The sequence below is a fragment of the Ochrobactrum sp. PL_is501 genome, from assembly GCF_055816895.1.
Window position 1 is genome coordinate 184,796 of sequence record NZ_JBVPGR010000034.1, and the last position, 21,309, is coordinate 206,104.

Below are 21,309 nucleotides of genomic sequence, written 5' to 3' on the forward strand. Positions count from 1 at the left end.
TTATCATGAGCGCTACACAGTCTCACGACAGCGCGACGAAGGCGGCCGGTTTCAACTGGCCGCTGCTCGCGCTTGCAATCGGTGCCTTTGGCATCGGCACCACCGAATTTTCACCCATGGGCCTTTTGCCCGTCATTGCGGACGGCGTTGACGTCTCCATCCCGACAGCTGGCCTGCTCGTCAGCGCTTATGCGGTCGGCGTGATGGTCGGCGCGCCGGTCATGACACTCGCCTTCGGGCGCTTCGGCAAGCGCACCGCGCTGATGCTGCTCATGGCCATATTCACGCTCGGCAACATCCTGTCCGCGCTCTCGCCGGATTACTGGACGCTTCTGGCTGCGCGCCTCGTGACCAGCCTCAATCACGGCGCATTCTTCGGCCTTGGCTCCGTCGTCGCGGCCAGCGTCGTGCCGCCTGAAAAGCGCGCTAGCGCCGTTGCCACCATGTTCATGGGCCTGACGATCGCCAATATTGGCGGCGTTCCGGCGGCAACCTGGGTCGGCCAGCAGATCGGCTGGCGCATGTCCTTTGCCGGCACTGCCGTTCTGGGCCTCGTCACGATCACCGCGCTTTGGCTCGCCCTGCCACGCGGCGAAGCAGGCAAGATGCCAAATGTCGGCCAGGAACTTCGCGTTCTCGTGCGCCCGACAGTGCTCATGTCGCTGGCAACAACCGTCATGGGCGCGGGCGCCATGTTCACGCTCTACACCTTTGTCGCGCCAGTTCTGACCGAACTGACCCACGCATCGGAAAGCTTCGTGACGCTGGCGCTTGTTCTCATTGGCCTTGGCTTCACCATCGGCAATGCGCTTGGCGGACGTCTCGCCGACTGGTCGCTTGATGGTGCGACGCGCATCTTCCTTGTTGCGCTTGCGATCATCAGCCTCGCACTGCCGCTGGTGCTTACCAGCCATATCGGTGCCGCCATTGGTCTCGTCGCATGGGGCGCGGCAGCCTTCGCCATCGTGCCGCCGGTTCAGACCCGCGTCATGCAGGCCGCTTCCGAAGCACCGGGACTGGCATCGTCGATCAATATCGGCGCGTTCAATCTCGGCAATGCCGTCGGCGCGGCACTGGGCAGCGGCGTTATCAGCCTTGGTTTTGGCTATGCCGCGATACCGGTAGCCGGTGGCCTTCTGGCCGCAGCGGGCCTGCTGTTCACGCTGTCCCGCCGTCCGAAAACAGCGCTGGCTCCTTCAGCCTGCTAATCCAACGTTCGCCTGAAGCGCAGAAGCGCCAGCGACGCAAACAGGAACACGAAGAATATGAGGGCGTTCACCTCTCCGGCAATGTCGGAAAGGTGGGCGCCCTTCAGCATGACCGCCCGCACAATGCGCAGGAAATGAGTCAGCGGGAAAATCTCCCCCAGCGTCTGCGCCCAATCCGGCATGCCCCGGAACGGAAACATGAAGCCCGATAGCATCAGCGAGGGCAGGAAGAAAAAGAAGGTTAGCTGCATGGCCTGCATCTGCGTGCGCGATACGGTCGAGATCGTATAGCCGAGCAGCACCAGCGACAGCACAAAGATCAGAACACAGGCCAGAAGCAGCGCCAGCGATCCGACGAACGGCACCCCGAACAGAAGTTTTGCCGCCGCCAGCACCACCACCACCTGCACAGCACCCACCGCCAGAAACGGCAGCACCTTGCCCAGCATGATTTCGGCAGGCGTGGCAGGCATGGCGAGCAGATTTTCCATGGTGCCGCGTTCCGTCTCGCGGGTCAGCGCCATGGCCGTCATCATCACCATGGTCATTTGCAGGATCACGCCCAGAAGGCCCGGAACGATATTATATTGCGACACGCCTTCCGGGTTGTAACGCCGGTGCACAACGACCTGCAACTGACTGCGCGCCGCATCAGCGGCCTCCGCCTGTCTGCCCTGCTCGCGCAAAAGCGCCTGACTTGCAACGGTGCCAAGCGTCGAGATCGCGCCACTGGCAACCGATGGATCGGTCGCGTCGGCTTCGATCAGGATCTGCGGCTGCTCACCAGCATCGACACGCCTTGCAAAATCGGACGGGATCGTCACCACGAAGGAAACGGCGCCACTGGCGATCAGCGCCTCAGCTTCCGCCGCACTTTGCACCACATGGTCGAACCGATAATAGCCGGTTGTTTCCAAAGCCGAAATCATCGCGCGCGTATAGTGATCCTGGCTGGTCACAACCAGCGCGCTTGGCAGGCTTTTCGGGTCGTTGTTGATGGCGAAACCAAACAGCAAAAGCTGCATCAGCGGCACGATCAGCATCATGGCGAAGGTTATGCGGTCGCGCCGCATCTGGATGAATTCCTTCATCAGCATCGCGCCAAGGCGCTCGAACGAGAACCAGCCGCCGCTCATGATGGGCCGTCCTTCGCCATATTGTCCTCGGCACTGGCCATGAACTGAATGAAGACATCCTCAAGGCTGGTTTCGCCCGGCTCGACTCTGATCCCGTCGCGCTGCCTGATTTTTTCCAGAGCCGCCTCAAGCGTCGCCCGGTCGGAGCCCACCACATGTAGCGTCGCACCAAAAGGAGCCACTTGCTCCACGCCCGGTTCGCCTTCCAGTATGCGCGCAATTTCGCCAAGGCGCGGACCATTGACGATGAAGGTTGAAAGCCCGGCCTTGTCGATCACTTCCTGCACAGTGCCAGTGGCCAGAAGCTTGCCATAGGAAATATAGCTGATGCGATGACAGCGTTCGGCTTCATCCATGTAATGGGTCGAAACCAGCACGGTCAGACCGCCATCGGCGAGACGATGAATCTCGTCCCAGAAATCGCGTCGCGCCTTGGGATCAACGCCTGCGGTCGGTTCGTCCAGCAACAGAAGTTTCGGCTTGTGCATGATGCAGGCGGCAAGCGCCAGCCGCTGTTTCCAGCCGCCGGACAGCGTTCCCGCCAGCTGGTTGCCACGCGAGGTCAATCCCAGTTCCTCAAGCGTGCGCGCCACATGCTCCTTCACTGGCTTCAACCGGTAGAGCCGGGCGACAAATTCGAGATTTTCGGCAATGGTCAGGTCTTCATAGAAGGAAAAGCGCTGCGTCATATAGCCGACCTCGCGCTTGATCTTCAGCCCTTCCGTGCGAAGATCATACCCCAGCACTTCGCCCTCGCCCTCATCGGGCGTCAGCAATCCGCACATCATGCGGATGGTGGTGGTCTTGCCGGAGCCATTCGGCCCCAGAAAGCCGACAATTTCGCCCTCTGCCACCGACATGCTGACCTGATCGACGACAGTGGCATCGCCGAAACGCTTGACGAGACCTTTGACATCGATGGCGTTCGCCATTGCCGCCTCCGCCTATTGCGAAGCCAGATCGACATCGACGATCTGGCCGGGCTGGAGAGGCGATGCGGGATCGACGGGATGCGCCTCAACGAGATAAACCAGCTTCTGGCGCGTTTCGAGCGAGTAGATCACCGGCGGCGTGAATTCCGGGTCGGGCGAGACATAGCTCACACGGGCCTGTAGTCCGGGCGCGCAACCGTCGCATCGCACCGACAGCACATCGCCCGTCCGCACCGCCGCGAACTTGTCTTCCGGTATATAGACTTTCAACTTCACCGCACCGTCCGGCAGCATTGTCAGCACCGGCGCGGTGGGACCGGCAATATCGCCGGGATTGCGGATGACGTCGGTGACGTGCCCGGCGGCAGGCGCTTCAATCGTTCGCTTGGCGAGATGCCAGCGGGCGGAGTCGAGCTGTGCTTCGGCGGTTTTGACGGCATTTTCCGCCGCCTTGATGGTTTCAGGTCGGGCGGGAAGCCGCCCCACCGCCAGATTGGACGTCGCCTGATTGATGGCAGCTTCCGCCACCTCCACCTTGGTCGCCGCATCGTCAAGCTGCGCCTGCGTCATTACCCCGCGCTTCGTCAGGTCCCGCGTGCGCAAAAGCGTGCGCCGCGCATCGTCGGCCTGCGCCCTCGCCGTCCTGACCGCCGCTTCGAGAACGGCAATCTCATCGGGGCGCTTGCCGACCTGCAAATCCGCCAGTTGGGCGCGCGCCTGCGCCAGCGCGGCCTCGGCCTGCGCGACCGCAATCCTTGCGTCTGCATCCTCCGTCTGCGCAATCGGCTTGCCCGGTTCGACACGATCACCACGCCTGACGGCCACGGACTGAACCTGCGCGACTTCCAACGGCGCGAGCTGCACAAACTCCCCTTCCACATAGCCAACTGCAAGGGGCTGCGTGCTGCACGCTGCAAAAAGATAGGAAGCGAAAGGGAGAATGCACAGGACACTCATATCGACACCCCGGCGTTTCGAGCGGCGTCTTTGGCCGCAAGGATGGCCATCAGATTCTGGCGCACTATTGCCGCCACTGCCGCCGCCTCGTCCTCGCCCATCGTCGCCCAGCCCATGCGCCGTTTCACCGCCTCGCGGCCAATGCGGAAATAGACAACCTGCCCAAGCAGGGTGAAGATGATAAGCCTTGTGGCTTCACTCTCGGCAGGCTCGCCCGTCGCGACCTCCCATATGGCGCAAAGCCTTTTGTGCGTCGGCTCGAAAACGCCTGAATAGATCCGGTCGAGCGCCGCCGTCGGATGCGCCAGTTCGCGTTGAAGAAACTGCACGATTTCGCCGGATTGCGGCTGCACCACGATAAACTGCGTCATTCGCTCGATCGCCATGACAAGCTGCTGACGCGCCTCGTCTCTCGTCTTGGCGGATACGCCGATCACCGCATAATGGCCGAGCGCCTGACCGGCCACGCCCTGTATTGTCTCGACGATATAGTCCGCCGCCGCCAGTCGGAGACCTTCCTTGTTGCCGAAGTGATAAGCGATAGAGCCAATATTCGCCTTGGCAAGACCCGCGATCTCCCGCGTCGATGTGGCGTCAAAACCCTTCGACCCGAAAAGCTGCAATGCCGCATGGATAAGCGCGGCGCGCGTCTGGTCCGCCGACGGGCGCGCTTGAGCCTGCGTGGTATTTTTCGATGTGCTCATAGAATGATTTAATCAATCGATTGATTAAATGTCAAGCAATGCGAACAACGGAGGCCGTTCGGGGGCTACGGTTCCGTTGTTCGCTATGGTCTGCGGCGGAGTGTACGCCGCGACCATGTGGTGATGGGGATGGAGGCCAAACGCAGACGTGTCAGCCGCGCCTGCCTACATGCCGACCGACGGCAATCGGTGTCGGCATTTCCTGATGGGAATGGAACAACTGCTCAAGGGCTTCCCTTATGGCTGGCTTTGCCGCCACAGCCTTGCCTGCCTTGCTGTCGACATGCAGCAGCATCTGCTCGGCGCTGGCAATTTCCGTATCGCCACGCCGGAGGCTGTGAAAGACATGCGCGCGCTTTTCGTCGAAGGAGAGCAATTGCGTTTCGACATGCAGCGCATCGCCTGCCTTCGCCTCGCCGCGATGCATGATATGGGTTTCAACCGTGTAGTAGCTGTGACCGGATTGCAGGTAAGCCTCGTCCATGCCGATATGGGCCAGAAACCTGTCCGTCGCCTGCCCGAACACATCCAGATAGCGATGCTCGGTCATGTGTCCGTTATAGTCGATCCATTCGGGGATCACCCGCACATCCAGAAGCCGCAACGGGCCGGAACCTGTGGCGGGGCGGTTCGCCGCCGCAGTAAGCCGCGCGGTATAGCCGTTGAGCAGCGCGCCCGCGCCCCAGCCCTTGCCCTGCTGCTGTTGCGACAGGGCACGGATGATCGCGACCAGATTTTCATCGCGAATCCGCTCCAGATCGCGGATGGAAAGCCCTTCATTCTGCGCATCCGACTGGTCGGCGATGCGGTTGATCAGGCTGTCATCAAGGTCTGGCACATCTGTCAGCTTGGTCCATGGCCATTGCAGCGCGGGTCCGAATTGCGCAAGAAAGTGCCGCATGCCTGCCGGACCGCCTGCAATGCGATAGGTCTGGAACAGGCCCATCTGCGCCCAGCGAAGCCCGAAGGAATAGCGGATGATATCGTCGATCTGCTCGACCGTTGCGATGCCGTCGCGCACGAGCCACAGAGCCTCCCGCCACAGCGCTTCCAGAAGGCGGTCGCCGACAAAAGCGTCGATCTCCTTTTCAAGCACGACCGGCTCCATGCCGGTCTGGCGATAGAGCGCGGAAGCGACCTCAATCGTTGCGGCTGCGGTCTTTTCGCCGGGAACGAGTTCCACCAGCGGCAGCAGGTAGACGGGGTTGTAAGGGTGGGCGATCAGCAGCCGCTCTGGATGCCGCAACCCGGCCTGCAACTTGCTCGGCAGGAAGCCGGAAGTGGAGGATGCGATCAACGCATCGTCCGCGCAGGCCGCTTCGATATCCGCCATCACCGCAAGTTTCAGGTCGAGGCGCTCGGGCACGCTTTCCTGAATGAGCACCGCGCCTTCAACCGCTTCGGCCAGCGACGCGGAAAAGGAAAGCCGCCCTTCCTGCGGAAGGCGCACGGTGGTCAGCGCCGCCAAGGCCCGGCGCGCATTGTCGAGAATATGTTCGGTCGTCGCCTTGGCATCCGGCGACGGATCGTAAACGGCAACATCGAAGCCATTGAGCAGAAAGCGTGCGGCCCAACCGCTGCCGATGACACCGCTGCCTATGCAGGCGATCTTGGGAGGATTGCTGTTCATGACTATCACCAGCGCTTCGTGAGCTTGAGTTTCTCGCGGACTTCGGCGGGCGTCAGAACCTTCGTTCCCATATTGACGGCAATGGTCTTGGCCCGTTCAACCAGATCGCCATTCGACGCCAGAACGCCCTTGTCGAGCCAGATATTGTCTTCCAGTCCCACGCGGATATTGCCGCCAGCAAGCACCGCCAGCGCCGCATAGGGCAACTGGTTGCGGCCGATGGAAAAGGCCGAGAAAATCCAGTTTTCCGGCAGGTTGTGGAGGATGGATACCAGCGTCGCCAAGTCGTCGGGCGCGCCCCACGGGATACCCATGCACAACTGCACCAGAACCGGATCGTCGAGCAGGCCCTGCTGCTGCAGCCATTGGGCAAGCGGCAGATGACCCGTATCGAAAATCTCGATTTCCGGGCGCACGCCAAGCCGCTGTATCTGAGCGGCCATCTCCTTGAGCATGGCGGGCGTGTTGGTCATCACATAATCGCCCTCGCCGAAATTCATCGTGCCGCAGTCGAGCGTGCAGATTTCCGGCAGGAGTTCCGCGACATGGGCGAGCCGTTCCGTCGCGCCAGCCATATCGGTTTTCGATGCATCGGGCGGCAGCGGAGCTTCTGCCGACCCAAAGACCAGATCGCCGCCAACGCCTGCCGTCAGGTTCAGCACGATATCGACGCCGGACGCCCGGATATGATCCACCACCTCGCGGAAAAGTTCCAGCTTGCGCGATGGTTCGCCCGTTTGCGGATCGCGCACATGAATATGGGCGATTGCGGCGCCTGCCTCGGCGCTTTCGATTGCCGCATCGGCGATCTGGCGCGGCGTGATTGGCACCTTGTTCGAGCGATGCGTGGTTGCTCCGGCCCCGGTGACGGCAGCCGTGATGAATATTTCGCGGGCAGGTTTTAAAGGCATCTTCGTTTCCCTCAATTTTCGCCGAGCTTGACAGGTCGCGAAATGCTGGGATTATCATTTTACGAAATCTATTTGGCGAAGAGCGAAGAGCATGATCTTTGAACCGTCCGACGAAGAACTGAGCGTTACGCTGCTTGTCCTGCCGGATTGTTCGCTGATGTCGCTGGCCGCGACGCTGGACCCGATGCGCGGCGCCAACCGTGTGACGGGACGCTCGCTCTATCGCTGGCGCGTGGTGTCGCCGGACGGCAGCGACCCGGTCACATCCAGCGGCCTTAAGGTTTCGGCGGACGGAAAATTCGAGGTTGGCGCGCAGGATATTCTCATCATCGTCAGCGCCTTTCATGCCTTGGAACACGCAACGCCGAAGCTTCTCGCCATGCTGCGCCAGGCCGCCGCGCAATCGAAGCTCATCGTTGGCGTGGAGGCCGGATCGTGGGTGCTGGCAAAAGCCGGATTGCTCAACGGTCGCAAGGCAACCACCCACTGGGAAGACCTGGAGGCATTTTCGCAACGCTTTCCGGAAGTTGAAATGCAGTCGGATCGCTGGGTGCGGGACGGGGCACTTCTGACGACCGGAGGCGCGGCCCCGGCGCTCGACATGATGCTGGCGCTCATTCGCGCCCGACACGGCTATTCCATCGCGCTCGATGTGGCGAGCCTCTACGTCTATGACGAGGTGAAGCAGGCTTCGGATGCGCAGCCGCTGGTCTCCCTTGGCCGCCTGCTCAATCGCGAGCCGCGACTGGCCGACGCCATCAAGATCATGGAGACGCACATCGACCGGCCGATCCCTGTGTCGAGCGTGGCGCGCAGGCTTGGCCTTTCGACGCGCAGTCTTGAGTTGTTGTTTGCCAATGTGATCGGCCAGTCACCGGGCAACTATTACCTGTCGCTCCGGCTGAAAGCGGCCCGGCGGCTGATCCTCGACACCCGTCTTTCCATGGCCGACACAGCGGAACAGACCGGCTTTTCGTCGATCAGTTCGCTGTCGCGCGCCTTCAAGCGGCATTTCGGTCAGTCGCCGAGCAAGCTGCGCCAGTAAAAGCTACAAGCCCAGACCGGACTTCACCGCAGCAAGCGCCGGCTTGCCGTCGACAGTGGTCACGCCGTCGAGCCATGCGTCGAGCTGCGCCGGGTTCTCCTTGATCCATTTCGCAACGGCGTCCTTGGCTTCCAGGCCGTCATTGAGGATCATGTTCATCATCGTGCTTTCCATTTCCGTGTTGAACTTCAGGTTCGACAGGAAGCGCGAGACATTGGGGCAGTCGGCTGCATAACCCTTGCGGGTCAGGGTCTCGACGGTCGCCGCACCATCTTCCGGCCCGAACAGGTTTTCGCCATTTTGCAGATAGGTCAGCTTGTAGCGAATGTTCATCGGATGCGGCGTCCAGGCGAAGAACACCACCGGCTCATCCTTGCGCACCGCATTTTGAACCTGCGAAAGCATGGCCTGCTCGCTGGACTCTGCAAGCTGGAAATCCTTCAGGCCGAACTTGTCCTTCTCGATCATCGACTGGATGGTGGCATTGGCGCTGCTGCCTGCCTCGATGCCATAGATCTTGCCGCCAAGCTGGTCCTTGAATTTGGCTATATCGGCGTAGTTCCTGATGCCGAGATCCTTGCCCGTGGCGGCAAGACCGATCTTCGCGCCTTGAAGGTTCACACCGGCCTGCTCGACCTTCTTTCCCTCAATATAGGGCTTGCGCGCTTCCTCCTGAAGCGGCATCCAGTTGCCGAGGAAAATATCGATCTGACCGTTTTCCAGCGACTGGAAGGTGACAGGCACGGAAAGAATAGTGGTCTGAGGCTGATATCCGGCCTTTTCCAGCAGCAGGGAGGCAAGTGCCGTGGTTGCGGTAATGTCGGTCCAGCCGACATCGGAGAATTTGGGTGACTTGCAGGCCTCGCCTTCGGCGGCATGCGCCTGCACGCTGGCAAGGCTGGCGACGCTTGCTGCAAGCAAAAGAAGCAGGTGTTTCATTATCTTCTCCCCTTTGTTTTTATTGAGAACAACATGATAGGGGAAACAGGAAATACCTCTTCGCAATATACGCAATCATCTTTGCGTTTTGCGCAACCTTTGGCCCTCAACTGGCTGGGTTGGTTTTAGAAAGCTGCGCAAAACCGGGGCAAAATTCACTTGCCCGCACCATATTGCGCATCACTGACATGCTCCATCCAGTCCACGACCTTGCCGTCGAGCTGTTCCTGAATGGCGATATGGGTCATCGCGTTGCTGGCCGATGCGCCGTGCCAGTGCTTCTCGCCCGGCTCGAACCACACGACATCACCGGGCCGGATTTCCTCGATCGGCCCGCCCTCACGCTGCACGAGACCAAGTCCGGCGGTCACGATCAGGGTTTGACCAAGCGGATGCGTGTGCCAGGCCGTGCGTGCGCCCGGCTCGAAGGTCACGGTCGCAGCCGCCGCGCGCCTGGCATTGTTGGGAGAAAACAGCGGATCGATACGGACATTGCCCGTAAACCAGTCGGCTGGGCCTTTGCCGGAAGGATCGGTTCCGTTTCGCTTGATATCCATGGCGCGTTTCCTTTCGAAGATGAGAGACGCACCATAGCGCATCCCGAAAAGTGTGAAACGGTTTTCGAAACAAGATGCGCGTCAAGGCAAATGGATAGATCAAGTTTGCGGCGAGATCAGCGCCTTTTGGCGGGGTGCGCCTGCAAAATAACGTTATGCCGCTTTTCAAGCTCGACGTTGACCGCCTCGATTTCCTGCGCCTTGCGCGCAACATCCCAGCCCAGTTCCCGCGCCAGAATGTCAGCAATTGCAGCAAGATTGCCGGTCGTCAGCGCCCCGTCGATGGCAAGCGTGGTGCGCCGTAAAACAACGTCCGCCAAATGCACGACAAGCTCGTTGCGGGCGATCCATGCGATTTCCGTCGCGCTGATCGTTTCGGTTTCCGGCAACATCGTCACCGATGCGCCCGCTTCCTCGCGGAGGATCGGCAAGGCCGTTGTGCCATAGCGCTTCAACAGGGTCTCGACCCGCGCCGCAGGCAGCCGTGTTTCGGTGGCATATTTCGTCACCCAGGCCTTGCGGGCGCGATCATCGGACGGATAGTCCCTGCCGCCGCCGATAGCGAGGTTGCGCGTGGACACCTGCCGCGTCTTGCCAAACCGGGTCAGCACCTTGTCGGCCACTTCCTCGGCAAAGCCCCGGAACGTTGTCCACTTGCCGCCGACCAGCGCAATGATTGGAAACGGGCGGTCGCTATCCGGCTCGATCACCGGAGCGGAATGATCGCGGCTGATCAGCCCCGGTTCGGACGCGGTGGACGCCGGAAGCGGGCGGATGCCGCTATAGGTATAGACGATCTGGCTGCGGTCGAATTTGAGCTTGGGCAGCAGCGAACGCAGGCTGTCGATGAAATAGTCGGTTTCAGGATCGTCGCAGCGCACATTGTCCGGATCATCAGACGGAATGTCGGTGGAACCCACCAGCGCCAGGCCATGATAGTCGTAGACAAGGCAGATGCGCCCGTCATCCGCCTCGAAATAGATCATCCGCCCGTTCAGGCTCTTCACCAGTTCGGGGTGGTCGATGAGAATATGCGACCCCTTGGTGCCGCCGATCATCTTGGTCGGCTTGCCAAGCGCGGCATTGACCCGGTCGATCCATGGCCCGGCGGCATTGATGACCAGTTTCGGCCTGACGGCGAATTTCGTACCGTCCGGCCCCTCGAAGCCGACCACGCCGTTTTCGGCGGAGATGAGCGTGGTGAAATTGGCGGCGGCGCTTTTCGGATTGGCGCGCAACCCGTCGCTCACCAATTCATAGACCAGACGTTCCGGCTGGCTGACCTTCGCGTCGTGATAGATGCCGCCTGCCACGATCGCAGGCGTGATATAGGGCATTTCCTTCGTCGCCGTTTCCTTGAGCAGAAAACGGTGACGCGGCATGACGCGTTCGCGCGCGCCGAAATAGTCGTAGAGCGCCAGACCGATCTTGATCAGCACGGCGCCACGGCTGCGCGGCGCGGTCGTCGAGCCGAACAGGGTGCGCAGCGCCGCCGTGATGCCCTTGGTCCACGAGAAAACCGGAATGAAGGTCGGCAGCGGCTCGACATTGTGCGGCGCGTTCTTCAGCAGCAGATTGCGCTCCAGCGTGGATTGGGCCACAAGGCCGAACTCGCCGGTTTCCAGATATTTCAGTCCGCCATGGATAAGCCGCGACGGGGCGGCGCTCGTGCCCGAACCGAAATCCGCCTTGTCCACGATCAGGCAGTTCACACCCTGCTCGCAAAGATCGCGATAAAGCCCCGCGCCATTGACGCCCGCGCCGAGAATGAGCACATCCACGCCTTCGGCCTCAAGCTGTCCGATGCGGTTCTTCATCTGGGCCAGACTTACGAAATCATTCATGTCACTGTCTCTCTGGGCGCGGACACGCCGTTTATTTCAATCTGTGAGGGCTTCAATCTTCGGCCAGATCGGTCCGAGCGCCGATGCGATTTCCTTGAACAGCTGATAGCGCTTTTCATAAAGCGCGCTCCGCTCCGCATCCGGCTGATAGGTGCGGCCTATGGCACCGAGGTCGCGCGGGTCGCTGTAGACATCGGCAAAAACACCGGCACCCTTGCCAGCACAAAGGGCGGCGCCCCAAGCTGCCGCTTCGTCCGTATCCGTCACGGTCACGGGCATGCCCAGCACATTGGCGAACATCTGCGCGAAAGCCGGGCTGCGCGACACGCCACCGGTAAGCCGCGCGGCAGAAATCTCGAAACCGTTCTTCAGGTGGTCGACATGGATGCGGTGGTTGAAGGCAATGCCTTCCCAGACTGCAAGCAGCATGTCGCCCCGATCCTGCCAGCCGCGCAGACCGAAGAATGCGCCGCTCGCCATCGCCCCATAGGGCGAGCCGAACAGATAAGGATGGAACATCGCCGTCGAAGGCTTGGCCAATGCCGCATCGATTTCCGGGCGCAACATGTCGTGGATAGAGCGTCCCGTTTCCTCTGCCTCGCGCCGTTCTGTCGGGCAAAGCTTGTCGAGGAACCAGTCGTAATTAGCGGTCGATGCAGGCGAGATCGACATGTTGTTCCATTCGCCCGGCGCAATGCCGTTGCGGCAGAACCAGCTTTTATCGACGCGCGGTTCGGACGACAGCGTTTCGTTGATCGAATAAGTCCCCGCAACCACGGCAACGGTTCCGATGCCAAGCCCGCCGACGCCGAGTGCGGAGGCCGTCACGTCATGCAGCCCGCCGACAACCGGCGTACCGGCGACAAGGCCGGTGCGCTTCGCGCATTCAGCCGAGACCTTGCCGACAATCTCATCGGAACGCGACATGGGCGGCAGCGCATCCCAAAGCGCCTCAAGCCCGAACAGAGCGAGCGCTTCCTTCGAATATTCCTGCGTGTTCACATCGGTGAACGAGGTGGAGGCTTCGGTGCGATCCGTGCCCACGTCACCCGTGAGACAAAAGCGTAGCCAGTCCTTGCAGGCGATCACATGGGCGATGCGGTGATAGCGTTCCGGTTCGTTTTCCTTCACCCATGCCAGAATGGCCGATGGTGCCGACGCATGGGGCAACTGGCCGGTGATAGTGATGGCGCGGTCGGCGACGGGGCTGTTGACCCAGCGCTCCGCCACATCGACGGCGCGGCTATCGAGCGAGAGGATGCCCGCGCCGAGCGGCTGGCGGTCCTTGTCCAGCATATAGATGCCGTCGCCATGCGCGGTGGTGGCGATGGCCAGAATGTCGGAAGCGGGCCGCCCGCTTTTGGCGATGGCTTCCGCAATCGCATCGGCTGTCGCATTCCAGAATTCGGCCATGTCGCGTTCGACATGGCGCGGGCGCGGGAACGATTGCGCCACACGGCGGCGCGCAACGGCAAGGGTGGTTCCGTCAACGTCGAACAATACGGCTTTGGTGACGGTGAGGCCGCTATCGATTCCGAGCAGAGAAGGCATGTATCGTATTCCTGATAAATAAGCGCGGGCTATTCTTGCTTTCCGCCTGTTCCGGCGCGGGCAACCACCACGTTGATGCCTTGCGCCTCCATGCGCTCGATATGCGCAAAGGGCGTGTTCTCATCTACGATGACGACATCAAAATCGGTCAGCGCCCCGAAATTGTGCAGGGCGCGGCGCTCGAACTTCGTATGGTCGGCCAGCAGGATGCGCTTGGCGGCGCAATCCAGCATGGCGCGCTTGGTCTCCACCATTTCCGGTGACTGATGAAACAGAAGATCATCGGTGATCGCGGCAATCGATATGAAGGCCACATCGGCGCGAAGACGGCGGATTTCATGGATGGTCATGCCGCCGACAAAGGCATTGCACCAGTTATAGAGCTGACCGCCGAGACCGAGCAGCGTCACATCCTTGATGTCGCGCACCTCGTTCATCAGGATCAGTGAATTGGTGATGACGGTCAGCGGACCCTTGTCCTGCAAATGCGGCACCATCTGGAGGACGGTGGTTGAATCGTCGAAGAAAATCGCCTGGCCGGGTTCGACGAACTGCATCGCCGCTTCGGCGATCAGCTTCTTTTCTTCCGACTGGCGGGTCACGCGATAAAGATCGCTTGCTTCGATCAGGCTGGTCGGCGCAGCCGACACGATGCCGCGCGACTTGCGAAACAGGCCGCGGCTTACCAGTTCATCGACGTCGCGATGCGCCGTCATCAGGCTGATGCCGAACCGTTCGGTCAGGTCCTCGATACGCATCGAGCCTTCGGCCATTACAGTTTCAGCAATCTGCTGGCGCCGGACGAGCTGACGCGCATGCCGACTGTCGTTCGGCACCTGATCCGTCATCAGCTTGTCAATGCTTGCTTTGTTGCTCACTGCCATGCCTGCCACTTGTGCCCTTGCTTGCGCGTTCCGAAAGCTTCGGAATCGCCTGATAGGCTTCATATTGCGCGGTCTTCAGCCCCAAAATCCAGCGAGTGATTGCATGGGACTTGTCTGCGGAGAGGGACTTCTGGAAATGCGCACCCCGAAAGCGCTTTGGCTGTCGGGATGCGCCTTGTTCAAACCTTACTGTTCGAGAACGAACGGCGAGGTGTACTTGTCGACATTGTCCTTGGTGATCAGGATGCAGTCGAAGAGCTGCTTTTCGTGATCCACGCCGGTCTTGCCGGTCTTGATAAAGTTGTCGGCCTGCTTGACGGCAGCTTCCGAGAACACGGCAACCGGCTGCAGAACGGTGTACTGCAATTCACCGGCCTTGATGGCTGCAACCGCATCCGGCGAACCGTCGAAACCGCCAACCTTGACCTGGTCCAGCTTGCCCGCCTTCTTCAGAGCGGCAATTGCGCCCAGAGCCATTTCGTCGTTACCGGAGATAACGCCGATAATGTCCGGATTTGCCTGAAGCAGGGCCTGCATCTTGTCGTGACCCTGGGTACGGTCCCAGTTGGCGACGTCCTTGCCGGCCTTTACCAGATCGGGATACTGCGACAGAACGGTTTCATAGCCGTTCGAGCGCGTTGCGGCATTGTTGTCGGAAGGCGCGCCGAACAGTTCGACATATTTGCCCTTTTCGCCAACGCTTTCGACCCACTGGGTGGCACCGATGGCTGCGCCCTGCGCGTTGTTGGAAACGAGCTGCGCCTTGGCCAGACCTTCCTGGTTGATTTCCGCATTGACGAGGAAAACCGGAATATTGGCAGCGATTGCGCGCTTGACCGCGCCGACCGAGCCGTCCGCATTGGCCGGATCGAGAATGATGGCAACCGACTTGTTGGTGATAGCCGTGTCGATCAGGTTGCTTTCGGTGTTGGTGTCGCCCTTATGGCCACCGACAACAGCCTTGTAGCCGAGACCTTCGGCGGTCTTCTTGGCGATTTCACCTTCGGTGAACCAGTACGGGTTGGATGGATCGTTGACGATGATCGTCATCAATCCTTCGGCCCAGGCCGTGCTGGCGATGAGAGGCAACGCTGCCGCCGCGGCGAACAGAACGCGCATTCCCTTCTTGAACATGGTCTCACTCCCTTAACATTTTTCGTTTGCGTTGTGCCGGTTCCCCGGCGGTACTTATTTCCATCAAGCCGTTTTCGAGATCTTGCGCCTTTCTGGAAACCTTTCGATACGCCCGGAATTCTGCGGCCCCGCCCGGAACGGTGGGCAGAGCCGCTACCGATCATCGCCGGGAATATTGAATGCTGTTGAGCAGAACCGCGAGCACGATAACCGCGCCGGTAAAGACGGTCTGCCAGTAGGAGGACACGCCGATGATCACGAGGCCGTCGGAAAGGAAACCGATCACGAAAGCGCCGAGAAGTGTGCCCTGGATAGTACCGCGCCCCCCAGTGAGCGCAGCGCCACCGATAACCACGGCAGCGATTGCCGTCAGTTCGTAGGTGGTGCCTGCCGTCGGGCCAGCGGAGGTGAGCTGCGACGCAAGGATCAGACCCGCGATAGCAGCGCAGATGCCGGAAATGACATAGACCGACACCTTCACGCGCTTGACCGGAACGCCGGACAGTTCAGCCGCGCGTTCATTGCCGCCCGATGCATAGAGCCAGCGGCCGAATGCAGTGCGGTTGAGAACGATGGCGCAGATGATGGCGAGAACGACCAGAACCAGAACACCGATCTGCACGCCGAACAGCTTGTTGAAGCCGAGCCAGTCGAAGCCGGTATTGCCAAGCTCCGGGCGTCCGCCGAGATTATTGTAGGTCAGGCCATTGGTCATCAGAAGCGCTACGCCGCGGGCGCAATAGAGAACGCCAAGTGTCGCGACGAAGGCCGGAACGCGCAGATAGGCGATCAGCACGCCATTGACCGCGCCGACGAACGCGCCAAGCGCACAGGTGATGATAACCACCGCCCAGACCGGGAAATAGAGGATGACGCCGAATTGCTGCAAGGTAACGCCCTGCATCAGGAAACCGGCGACGACACCGGCCAGCCCCAGCGTGGAACCGACCGAAAGGTCGATGCCGCCATTGAGAATGACAAGCAGCATGCCAATGGCAAGCAGGCCGAATATCGCCACGTGCGACGACATGGTGAGGAAGTTGTCGACCGTGAAATAATTCGGCGAAAGGAACGAGAAAACTGCAATGATCGCAATCAGCGAAAAAAACGCGCGACCTTCGAGCAGAAGATGCACGAGGCTGGGCTTCCGCTTCGCGCCGTTCGGAGCCGCTGTTTCCTTGTTGGTGCTTGTGACTGACATTCTATCAGTGCTCCATAACTATTCTAGAGCGTTTCCAGTAAAAGGGGGGCGCTGGAACCGCTCTATCTATTTGTTTTTACGCTTTATCCGACGCAAAACCGCTTCGCGTTTTTGCCGGAAATGCTTTGTTGTTCTTACGCATTATCCAACGCAAAACCGCTTCGCGTTTTTGCTGGAAATGCTTTAGTGACCGACCATGGCTTCGCCCGAGGCGGCCATGATCTTCTCCTTGGACACGTCCGATCCGAATTCGGCGGAGATGCGCCCACGGTGCATGACGATGATACGGTGCGCGATGCTGAGGCATTCGCCGACTTCCGAAGTCGTATAGACCACGGCCAGACCCTGCTTCGCCTTTTCGGCCAGAAGCTTGAACACTTCCGCCTTCGCGCCGATGTCGATGCCGCGGCTCGGCTCATCAAGCAGGATGACTTCCGGCTCGGTCGCCAGCATCTTGCCGATCACGACCTTCTGCTGGTTGCCGCCGGAAAGCGAGCCGATTGCCGCTTCGCCGCCATCGGTCTTGATGTGCACATTCCTGATCGACTGATCGACGATCTGCTTCTCGCGCTTGCGCGATGTGAAAAGACCCTTGGTCATTTCCGCAATGCTGGCGAGCGACAGGTTCTTGCCCACCGTCATCGTCTGCACGAGACCGTCGCGCTGGCGATCTTCTGGCACCAGCACAAGACCCTTTTCGATACGCTGCGCGATGGTGAGGCCGGAAACGTCCTGCCCTTTCAGGAGAACGCGCCCGCTGCTCGCCTTGAGACGACCGGCCACGGTTTCCAGAAGCTCCGTGCGACCGGCACCCATGAGACCGTAAATGCAGACGATTTCACCGGCGCGAACATTGAGCGACATGCGGTCGACCAGCGAAAAGCCTGCGCCGCCCGGATCGGGAACGGTCAGGTTTTCGACGGAGAGCGCCACATCGCCCCATTCATAGCCTTCGGGCGGCGAGCCGAGATCGAAATTCTCGCCGACCATGTTGCGCACGATCCATTCCAGATCGATTTCCTCACGCGGCGCATAGGCCGTCATGGTTCCGTCGCGCAGCACAACCGCATGATTGGTGATCTGCAGCGCTTCTTCCAGATGGTGCGAAATATAGACGATGGCGACGCCGCGCGCCGTCAGGTCACGGATCACCTTGAACAGAACCTCGACTTCCGAGGCGCTGAGCGCCGAAGTCGGCTCATCCATGATGAGAATGCGCGAGTTGACCGAAAGCGCGCGGGCGATTTCCACCACCTGCTGCTGGCCGAGGCGCAGTTCCTCGACCGGCGTCAGCGGATCGATATCTTCTTCCAGTTCCTTCAGAAGTTCACGCGTCAGCCGCTCTTCTTCCGCGAAATCGACGCCGGTGGCGGTGCGGATTTCGCGTCCCATGAAGATGTTGTCGCGCACATTCATGTTGGGCGCGAGGCTCAGTTCCTGATGGATGATCGAAATGCCGTGGTCGCGCGCGTCGGTGGACGAGTTGAACGTCACCGGCTCGCCGTCAAGGATGATCGTGCCGGAAGTCGGCTGGATGACACCGGACAGCACTTTCATCAGCGTCGATTTACCGGCTCCGTTTTCGCCGAAAAGCGTCGTGACCTGGCCACGGCGGATTTCGAAATTCACGCCTTTCAGCGCATGAATGCGACCGTAGGACTTGGCGACGTTATGTGCGGCAAGAACGACATCGCCGTTTTTACCTTCAATTTTGGGAGCGGCGCTCATTTCACTTCGAGCCCCACCGGCGTGACGAGCCAGTTCTTCGGATTGACGACCTTGAACACGCCGACAACGGAAACGGTCTTGCCCGTGAGGTTCTCGACATCGACGCCCGAAAGCACCTGCTTCTTCATCTCGTTGTTCAGGGCCGAACCGGCATTCTGATATTCGATCTGGTTCTTGAACTGTCCGAACTGGATCTCGCCGGTGGCGTCGCGCAGGTCCGTGCCGTTGACCGCCGGGCCGGTCTGGACGCGGATAACCACGCCTTCCGGCAGGCCGTCGACCTTCACGACATTGTAGTTGGACTTGCGCTCTTCGACCGTGCCGGCGAACTTGACCGGAATAACCGGGTTGACGTCGCCAACGCCATATTTCTTTCCGGCAGCGGCCTTATCGGCAGCGAGAGCCGTTCCCACTTCGACGGCATCGACGGCGCGCTGCTCGACGCTGGCCTTCACCTTGGGGAATTCGGAAGCGCCATAGGCATCGGGAGAGAAAGCCTGCTGGCGCACATCGGATTCAGACCCGATCTTCACGACCTTCGTGTCGAAAGCAATCGCACCGACAACCACCACCGCAGCGATCACGCTCCAGACGATGGCGCGGCTCAGCTTGGCGGTTTTTTGTGAAACTTGACTGGTTTGTGCACTCATTATCAAACGCCTTCAGCAATTCTGCCGGATTGTCGTGATTGAAACAGAAGATGCGGCTGAAATCAGACCGCCCGGAGATCATCCCCGATCATCGCTTCCGCGCTCGCCGGGTAGACGAAAGCCTCCGCCGGAGCGGTGCAAGATGCGACAGACGAGAGCATGATATCCTCCGCGTGAATTCCAGGGCCGCTCCTCCGTGCATCCTGGAAACAGATGCGCCGCGATCGGAACTTATGATAGCGGCGTGTTATTAACTCCAATAATGATGTTATAAAGCTCGAAAGCTGTCAATCCGATGTTTTCCAAACGCCGGTGAATTAGCATAATTTCGCGCTGAATCGCGATCACGATCCAGCGAAATCCACTACATAATCCGTTGCCTGACGCGGCATTCCCTGCCCGGCCACTCACGACAAATCTGAGTGAAGCCAAAACCCTCGCTTCAATTATTATGATTTATATTCAATATATTAACTCGTCTTCACCGCGCAAAAGAAGCGGAAGAACGGCGGAAAATCCGGAAGAAAATCGCAAGCGGCAGCCTAGGGACTTTCTCCGCATTCACTGTTTAGTGAAAAAAAATGCGCACTCTCGAAAATTTTACAGACAAGGTGGTAGCGTTATGTTATCTCCAGCTTACGCCATTGCCCGATTTCATTATAAACGGGGCCGCGAGCGATGTATTTTCAGTCGCGGGAGGAATCCAAATGTCAATGAAGGCACATATCCGCCATGCGTAAGACAGGTGACATCATCATCGGGATCGACGCGGGCACGTCCGTACTCAAGGCGGTCGCTTTCGACCTCAGCGGGCGGCAGATCGATTCTGCGGCGGTCCGCAACAGATATGATACCGGCGATCATGGCGCGGTTACCCAGTCGCTTTCCCAGACCTGGCAGGACTGCGCGCGCGCATTGCGCGACCTTGGCGCCAAGCTGCCGGACCTTGCCGAACGCACCGCGGCGATTGCCGTCACCGGGCAGGGCGACGGCACCTGGCTGGTCGGGCGCGGCAACCAGCCGGTTGGCGACGCCTGGCTGTGGCTCGATGCCCGCGCCGCATCCACAGTGAAACGGCTTGCCGCAGGCCCGATGAACCGCGCGCGCTTTGAAGCGACCGGCACGGGACTGAACACCTGCCAGCAGGGCTCGCAGATGGCGCATATGGACGCTACCGCGCCAGAGCTTCTGAACAATGCGGAAGCAGCCCTTCACTGCAAGGACTGGCTCTATCTCAACCTGACCGGCGTTCGCGCCACCGATCCGTCAGAAGCAAGTTTCACCTTCGGCAATTTCCGCGATCGTCGGTATGACGATGTGGTCATCGAAGCGCTGGGCTTGCAGAAACGCCGCAATCTGCTGCCCGAGATTATCGACGGCACAGAGGTCCAGCATCCGCTTTCCCCCGAAGCGGCTGCTGCGACCGGTTTGCGCGCCGGAACGCCGGTGAGCCTTGCCTATGTGGACATGGCGATGACGGCCCTTGGCGCTGGCGTGCGCGGCGGCACGGCAGGCGCCGGATGCTCGACCATCGGTTCGACCGGCGTGCATATGCGCGCCAAGCCGGTCGCCGATATTCATCTGAACAAGGAAGGCACCGGCTACGTCATCGCGCTGCCCATTCCCGGCATCGTCACGCAGGTGCAGACCAATATGGGCGCGACCATCAATATCGACTGGATATTGCAGGTTGCAGCCGACCTTATGTCGACGCCGGAAAAGCCGGTTTCGCTTGGCGATCTCATTCCCCGCCTCGACGACTGGTTCAACGCCAGCCGTCCCGGTGCGATCCTCTACCATCCATATATTTCGGAAGCAGGCGAGCGCGGCCCCTTCGTGAATGCCGATGCGCGGGCCGGTTTCATCGGCCTTTCCAGCCGCGACCGTTTCCCGGAGCTGGTGCGTTCGGTCGTGGAAGGCCTCGGCATGGCGACCCGCGATTGCTACGCCGCCATGGGCGAAATGCCTTCCGAACTGCGCATCACCGGCGGCGCGGCGCGCTCGAAGGCGCTGCGCAGCACGCTTTCGGCGGCGGTCAATGCGCCGGTGCGCGTTTCTTCCCGCGAGGAAGCGGGCGCGGCAGGAGCCGCCATGATGGCCGCTGTGGCCATCGGCGCCTATCCGAGCATGGATGACTGCATTGCCGAATGGGTGGAGCCTCTGCTCGGCGCGAGCGAAGCGCCGGATGCGGCGCGCGCGCATCAGTATGAAGAACTTTTCGTTGCCTATCGGGAAGCGCGGCTGGCTCTGACGCCGGTCTGGGACAAGCTCGCTTCCGGCAAATAAGGAAACATTGAA

Annotated in this window: 18 protein-coding genes and 1 pseudogene; 4 read left to right on the top strand and 15 right to left on the bottom strand. The window is 60.3% G+C overall.

Translation table 11 applies throughout. The features are described 5' to 3' along the window. Positions 1-5 precede the first annotated feature (5 nt). Entirely contained in the window at positions 6-1,208 is a 1,203-nt protein-coding gene (locus tag AC0TOF_RS10925) for an MFS transporter (protein WP_122001145.1), read from the top strand. Here AC0TOF_RS10925 and AC0TOF_RS10930 read toward each other — a convergent pair. The 6 genes from AC0TOF_RS10930 to AC0TOF_RS10955 all read right to left on the bottom strand — a co-directional run bounded on the left by AC0TOF_RS10930 (position 1,205) and on the right by AC0TOF_RS10955 (position 7,478). Beyond that, the gene (locus tag AC0TOF_RS10930) at positions 1,205-2,344 is read right to left on the bottom strand and encodes an ABC transporter permease (protein WP_473768248.1); all 1,140 of its coding nucleotides are present in this window, start codon (positions 2,342-2,344) and stop codon (positions 1,205-1,207) included. The two genes, AC0TOF_RS10925 and AC0TOF_RS10930, sit on opposite strands and share 4 nt — an antisense overlap. Next, complete coding sequence (locus AC0TOF_RS10935) at positions 2,341-3,276, bottom strand: ABC transporter ATP-binding protein (RefSeq protein WP_473768249.1); 936 nt, start codon at positions 3,274-3,276, stop codon at positions 2,341-2,343. Before AC0TOF_RS10935 ends, AC0TOF_RS10930 begins: the two co-directional genes overlap by 4 nt. Before the next feature lie 12 nt (positions 3,277-3,288). Further along, positions 3,289-4,233, bottom strand: a complete 945-nt coding sequence (locus AC0TOF_RS10940; protein WP_473768250.1) for an HlyD family secretion protein — start codon at positions 4,231-4,233, stop codon at positions 3,289-3,291. Then, a complete protein-coding gene (locus AC0TOF_RS10945; RefSeq protein ID WP_473768251.1) occupies positions 4,230-4,937 on the bottom strand; it encodes a DUF1956 domain-containing protein in 708 nt (235 codons plus the stop codon). The genes AC0TOF_RS10940 and AC0TOF_RS10945 overlap by 4 nt, the downstream gene beginning before the upstream one ends. 151 nt (positions 4,938-5,088) lie before the next feature. Beyond that, positions 5,089-6,567: a carnitine 3-dehydrogenase gene (locus AC0TOF_RS10950; RefSeq protein WP_473768252.1), complete on the bottom strand. Its 1,479-nt coding sequence runs from the start codon at positions 6,565-6,567 to the stop codon at positions 5,089-5,091. Positions 6,568-6,572: 5 nt separating this feature from the next. After that, a complete protein-coding gene (locus AC0TOF_RS10955) occupies positions 6,573-7,478 on the bottom strand; it encodes a beta-keto acid cleavage family enzyme (protein WP_122001151.1) in 906 nt (301 codons plus the stop codon). A 91-nt stretch (positions 7,479-7,569) separates the two neighbouring features. On the opposite strand from AC0TOF_RS10955, the gene AC0TOF_RS10960 reads away from it, so the two are divergent. Further along, positions 7,570-8,523, top strand: a complete 954-nt coding sequence (locus tag AC0TOF_RS10960; RefSeq protein ID WP_122001152.1) for a GlxA family transcriptional regulator — start codon at positions 7,570-7,572, stop codon at positions 8,521-8,523. Between the two features lie 3 nt (positions 8,524-8,526). On the opposite strand, the gene choX is transcribed toward AC0TOF_RS10960, so the two are convergent. The 9 genes from choX to AC0TOF_RS11005 all read right to left on the bottom strand — a co-directional run bounded on the left by choX (position 8,527) and on the right by AC0TOF_RS11005 (position 19,011). After that, positions 8,527-9,462, bottom strand: a complete 936-nt coding sequence (gene choX / locus AC0TOF_RS10965; protein WP_473768253.1) for a choline ABC transporter substrate-binding protein — start codon at positions 9,460-9,462, stop codon at positions 8,527-8,529. A gap of 155 nt (positions 9,463-9,617) precedes the next feature. Then, positions 9,618-10,019, bottom strand: coding sequence for a (R)-mandelonitrile lyase (locus AC0TOF_RS10970; protein ID WP_114215983.1), 402 nt, complete (start codon positions 10,017-10,019; stop codon positions 9,618-9,620). Positions 10,020-10,135: 116 nt separating this feature from the next. Then, on the bottom strand, positions 10,136-11,863 hold the full coding sequence (locus tag AC0TOF_RS10975; RefSeq protein WP_473768254.1) for a glycerol-3-phosphate dehydrogenase/oxidase: 1,728 nt from the start codon (positions 11,861-11,863) through the stop codon (positions 10,136-10,138). Positions 11,864-11,899: 36 nt separating this feature from the next. Then, a complete protein-coding gene (locus AC0TOF_RS10980) occupies positions 11,900-13,414 on the bottom strand; it encodes an FGGY-family carbohydrate kinase (RefSeq protein WP_473768255.1) in 1,515 nt (504 codons plus the stop codon). A 29-nt stretch (positions 13,415-13,443) separates the two neighbouring features. Continuing rightward, on the bottom strand, positions 13,444-14,298 hold the full coding sequence (locus AC0TOF_RS10985) for a DeoR/GlpR family DNA-binding transcription regulator (protein ID WP_122001156.1): 855 nt from the start codon (positions 14,296-14,298) through the stop codon (positions 13,444-13,446). Between the two features lie 186 nt (positions 14,299-14,484). Beyond that, complete coding sequence (locus tag AC0TOF_RS10990; RefSeq protein ID WP_122001157.1) at positions 14,485-15,432, bottom strand: D-ribose ABC transporter substrate-binding protein; 948 nt, start codon at positions 15,430-15,432, stop codon at positions 14,485-14,487. Between the two features lie 160 nt (positions 15,433-15,592). Continuing rightward, complete coding sequence (locus AC0TOF_RS10995; protein WP_473768256.1) at positions 15,593-16,633, bottom strand: ABC transporter permease; 1,041 nt, start codon at positions 16,631-16,633, stop codon at positions 15,593-15,595. A gap of 183 nt (positions 16,634-16,816) precedes the next feature. Beyond that, positions 16,817-18,361: a sugar ABC transporter ATP-binding protein gene (locus AC0TOF_RS11000; RefSeq protein WP_122001159.1), complete on the bottom strand. Its 1,545-nt coding sequence runs from the start codon at positions 18,359-18,361 to the stop codon at positions 16,817-16,819. After that, a complete protein-coding gene (locus AC0TOF_RS11005; RefSeq protein ID WP_473768257.1) occupies positions 18,358-19,011 on the bottom strand; it encodes a DUF2291 domain-containing protein in 654 nt (217 codons plus the stop codon). The genes AC0TOF_RS11000 and AC0TOF_RS11005 overlap by 4 nt, the downstream gene beginning before the upstream one ends. On the opposite strand from AC0TOF_RS11005, the pseudogene AC0TOF_RS11010 reads away from it, so the two are divergent. Beyond that, positions 18,991-19,102 (top strand): annotated as a pseudogene (locus AC0TOF_RS11010) (ATP-binding protein); the annotation flags it as partial. The gene AC0TOF_RS11005 and the pseudogene AC0TOF_RS11010 overlap by 21 nt on opposite strands. 641 nt (positions 19,103-19,743) lie before the next feature. Continuing rightward, on the top strand, positions 19,744-21,297 hold the full coding sequence (locus tag AC0TOF_RS11015) for an FGGY family carbohydrate kinase (RefSeq protein WP_473768258.1): 1,554 nt from the start codon (positions 19,744-19,746) through the stop codon (positions 21,295-21,297). Positions 21,298-21,309: the final 12 nt, after the last annotated feature.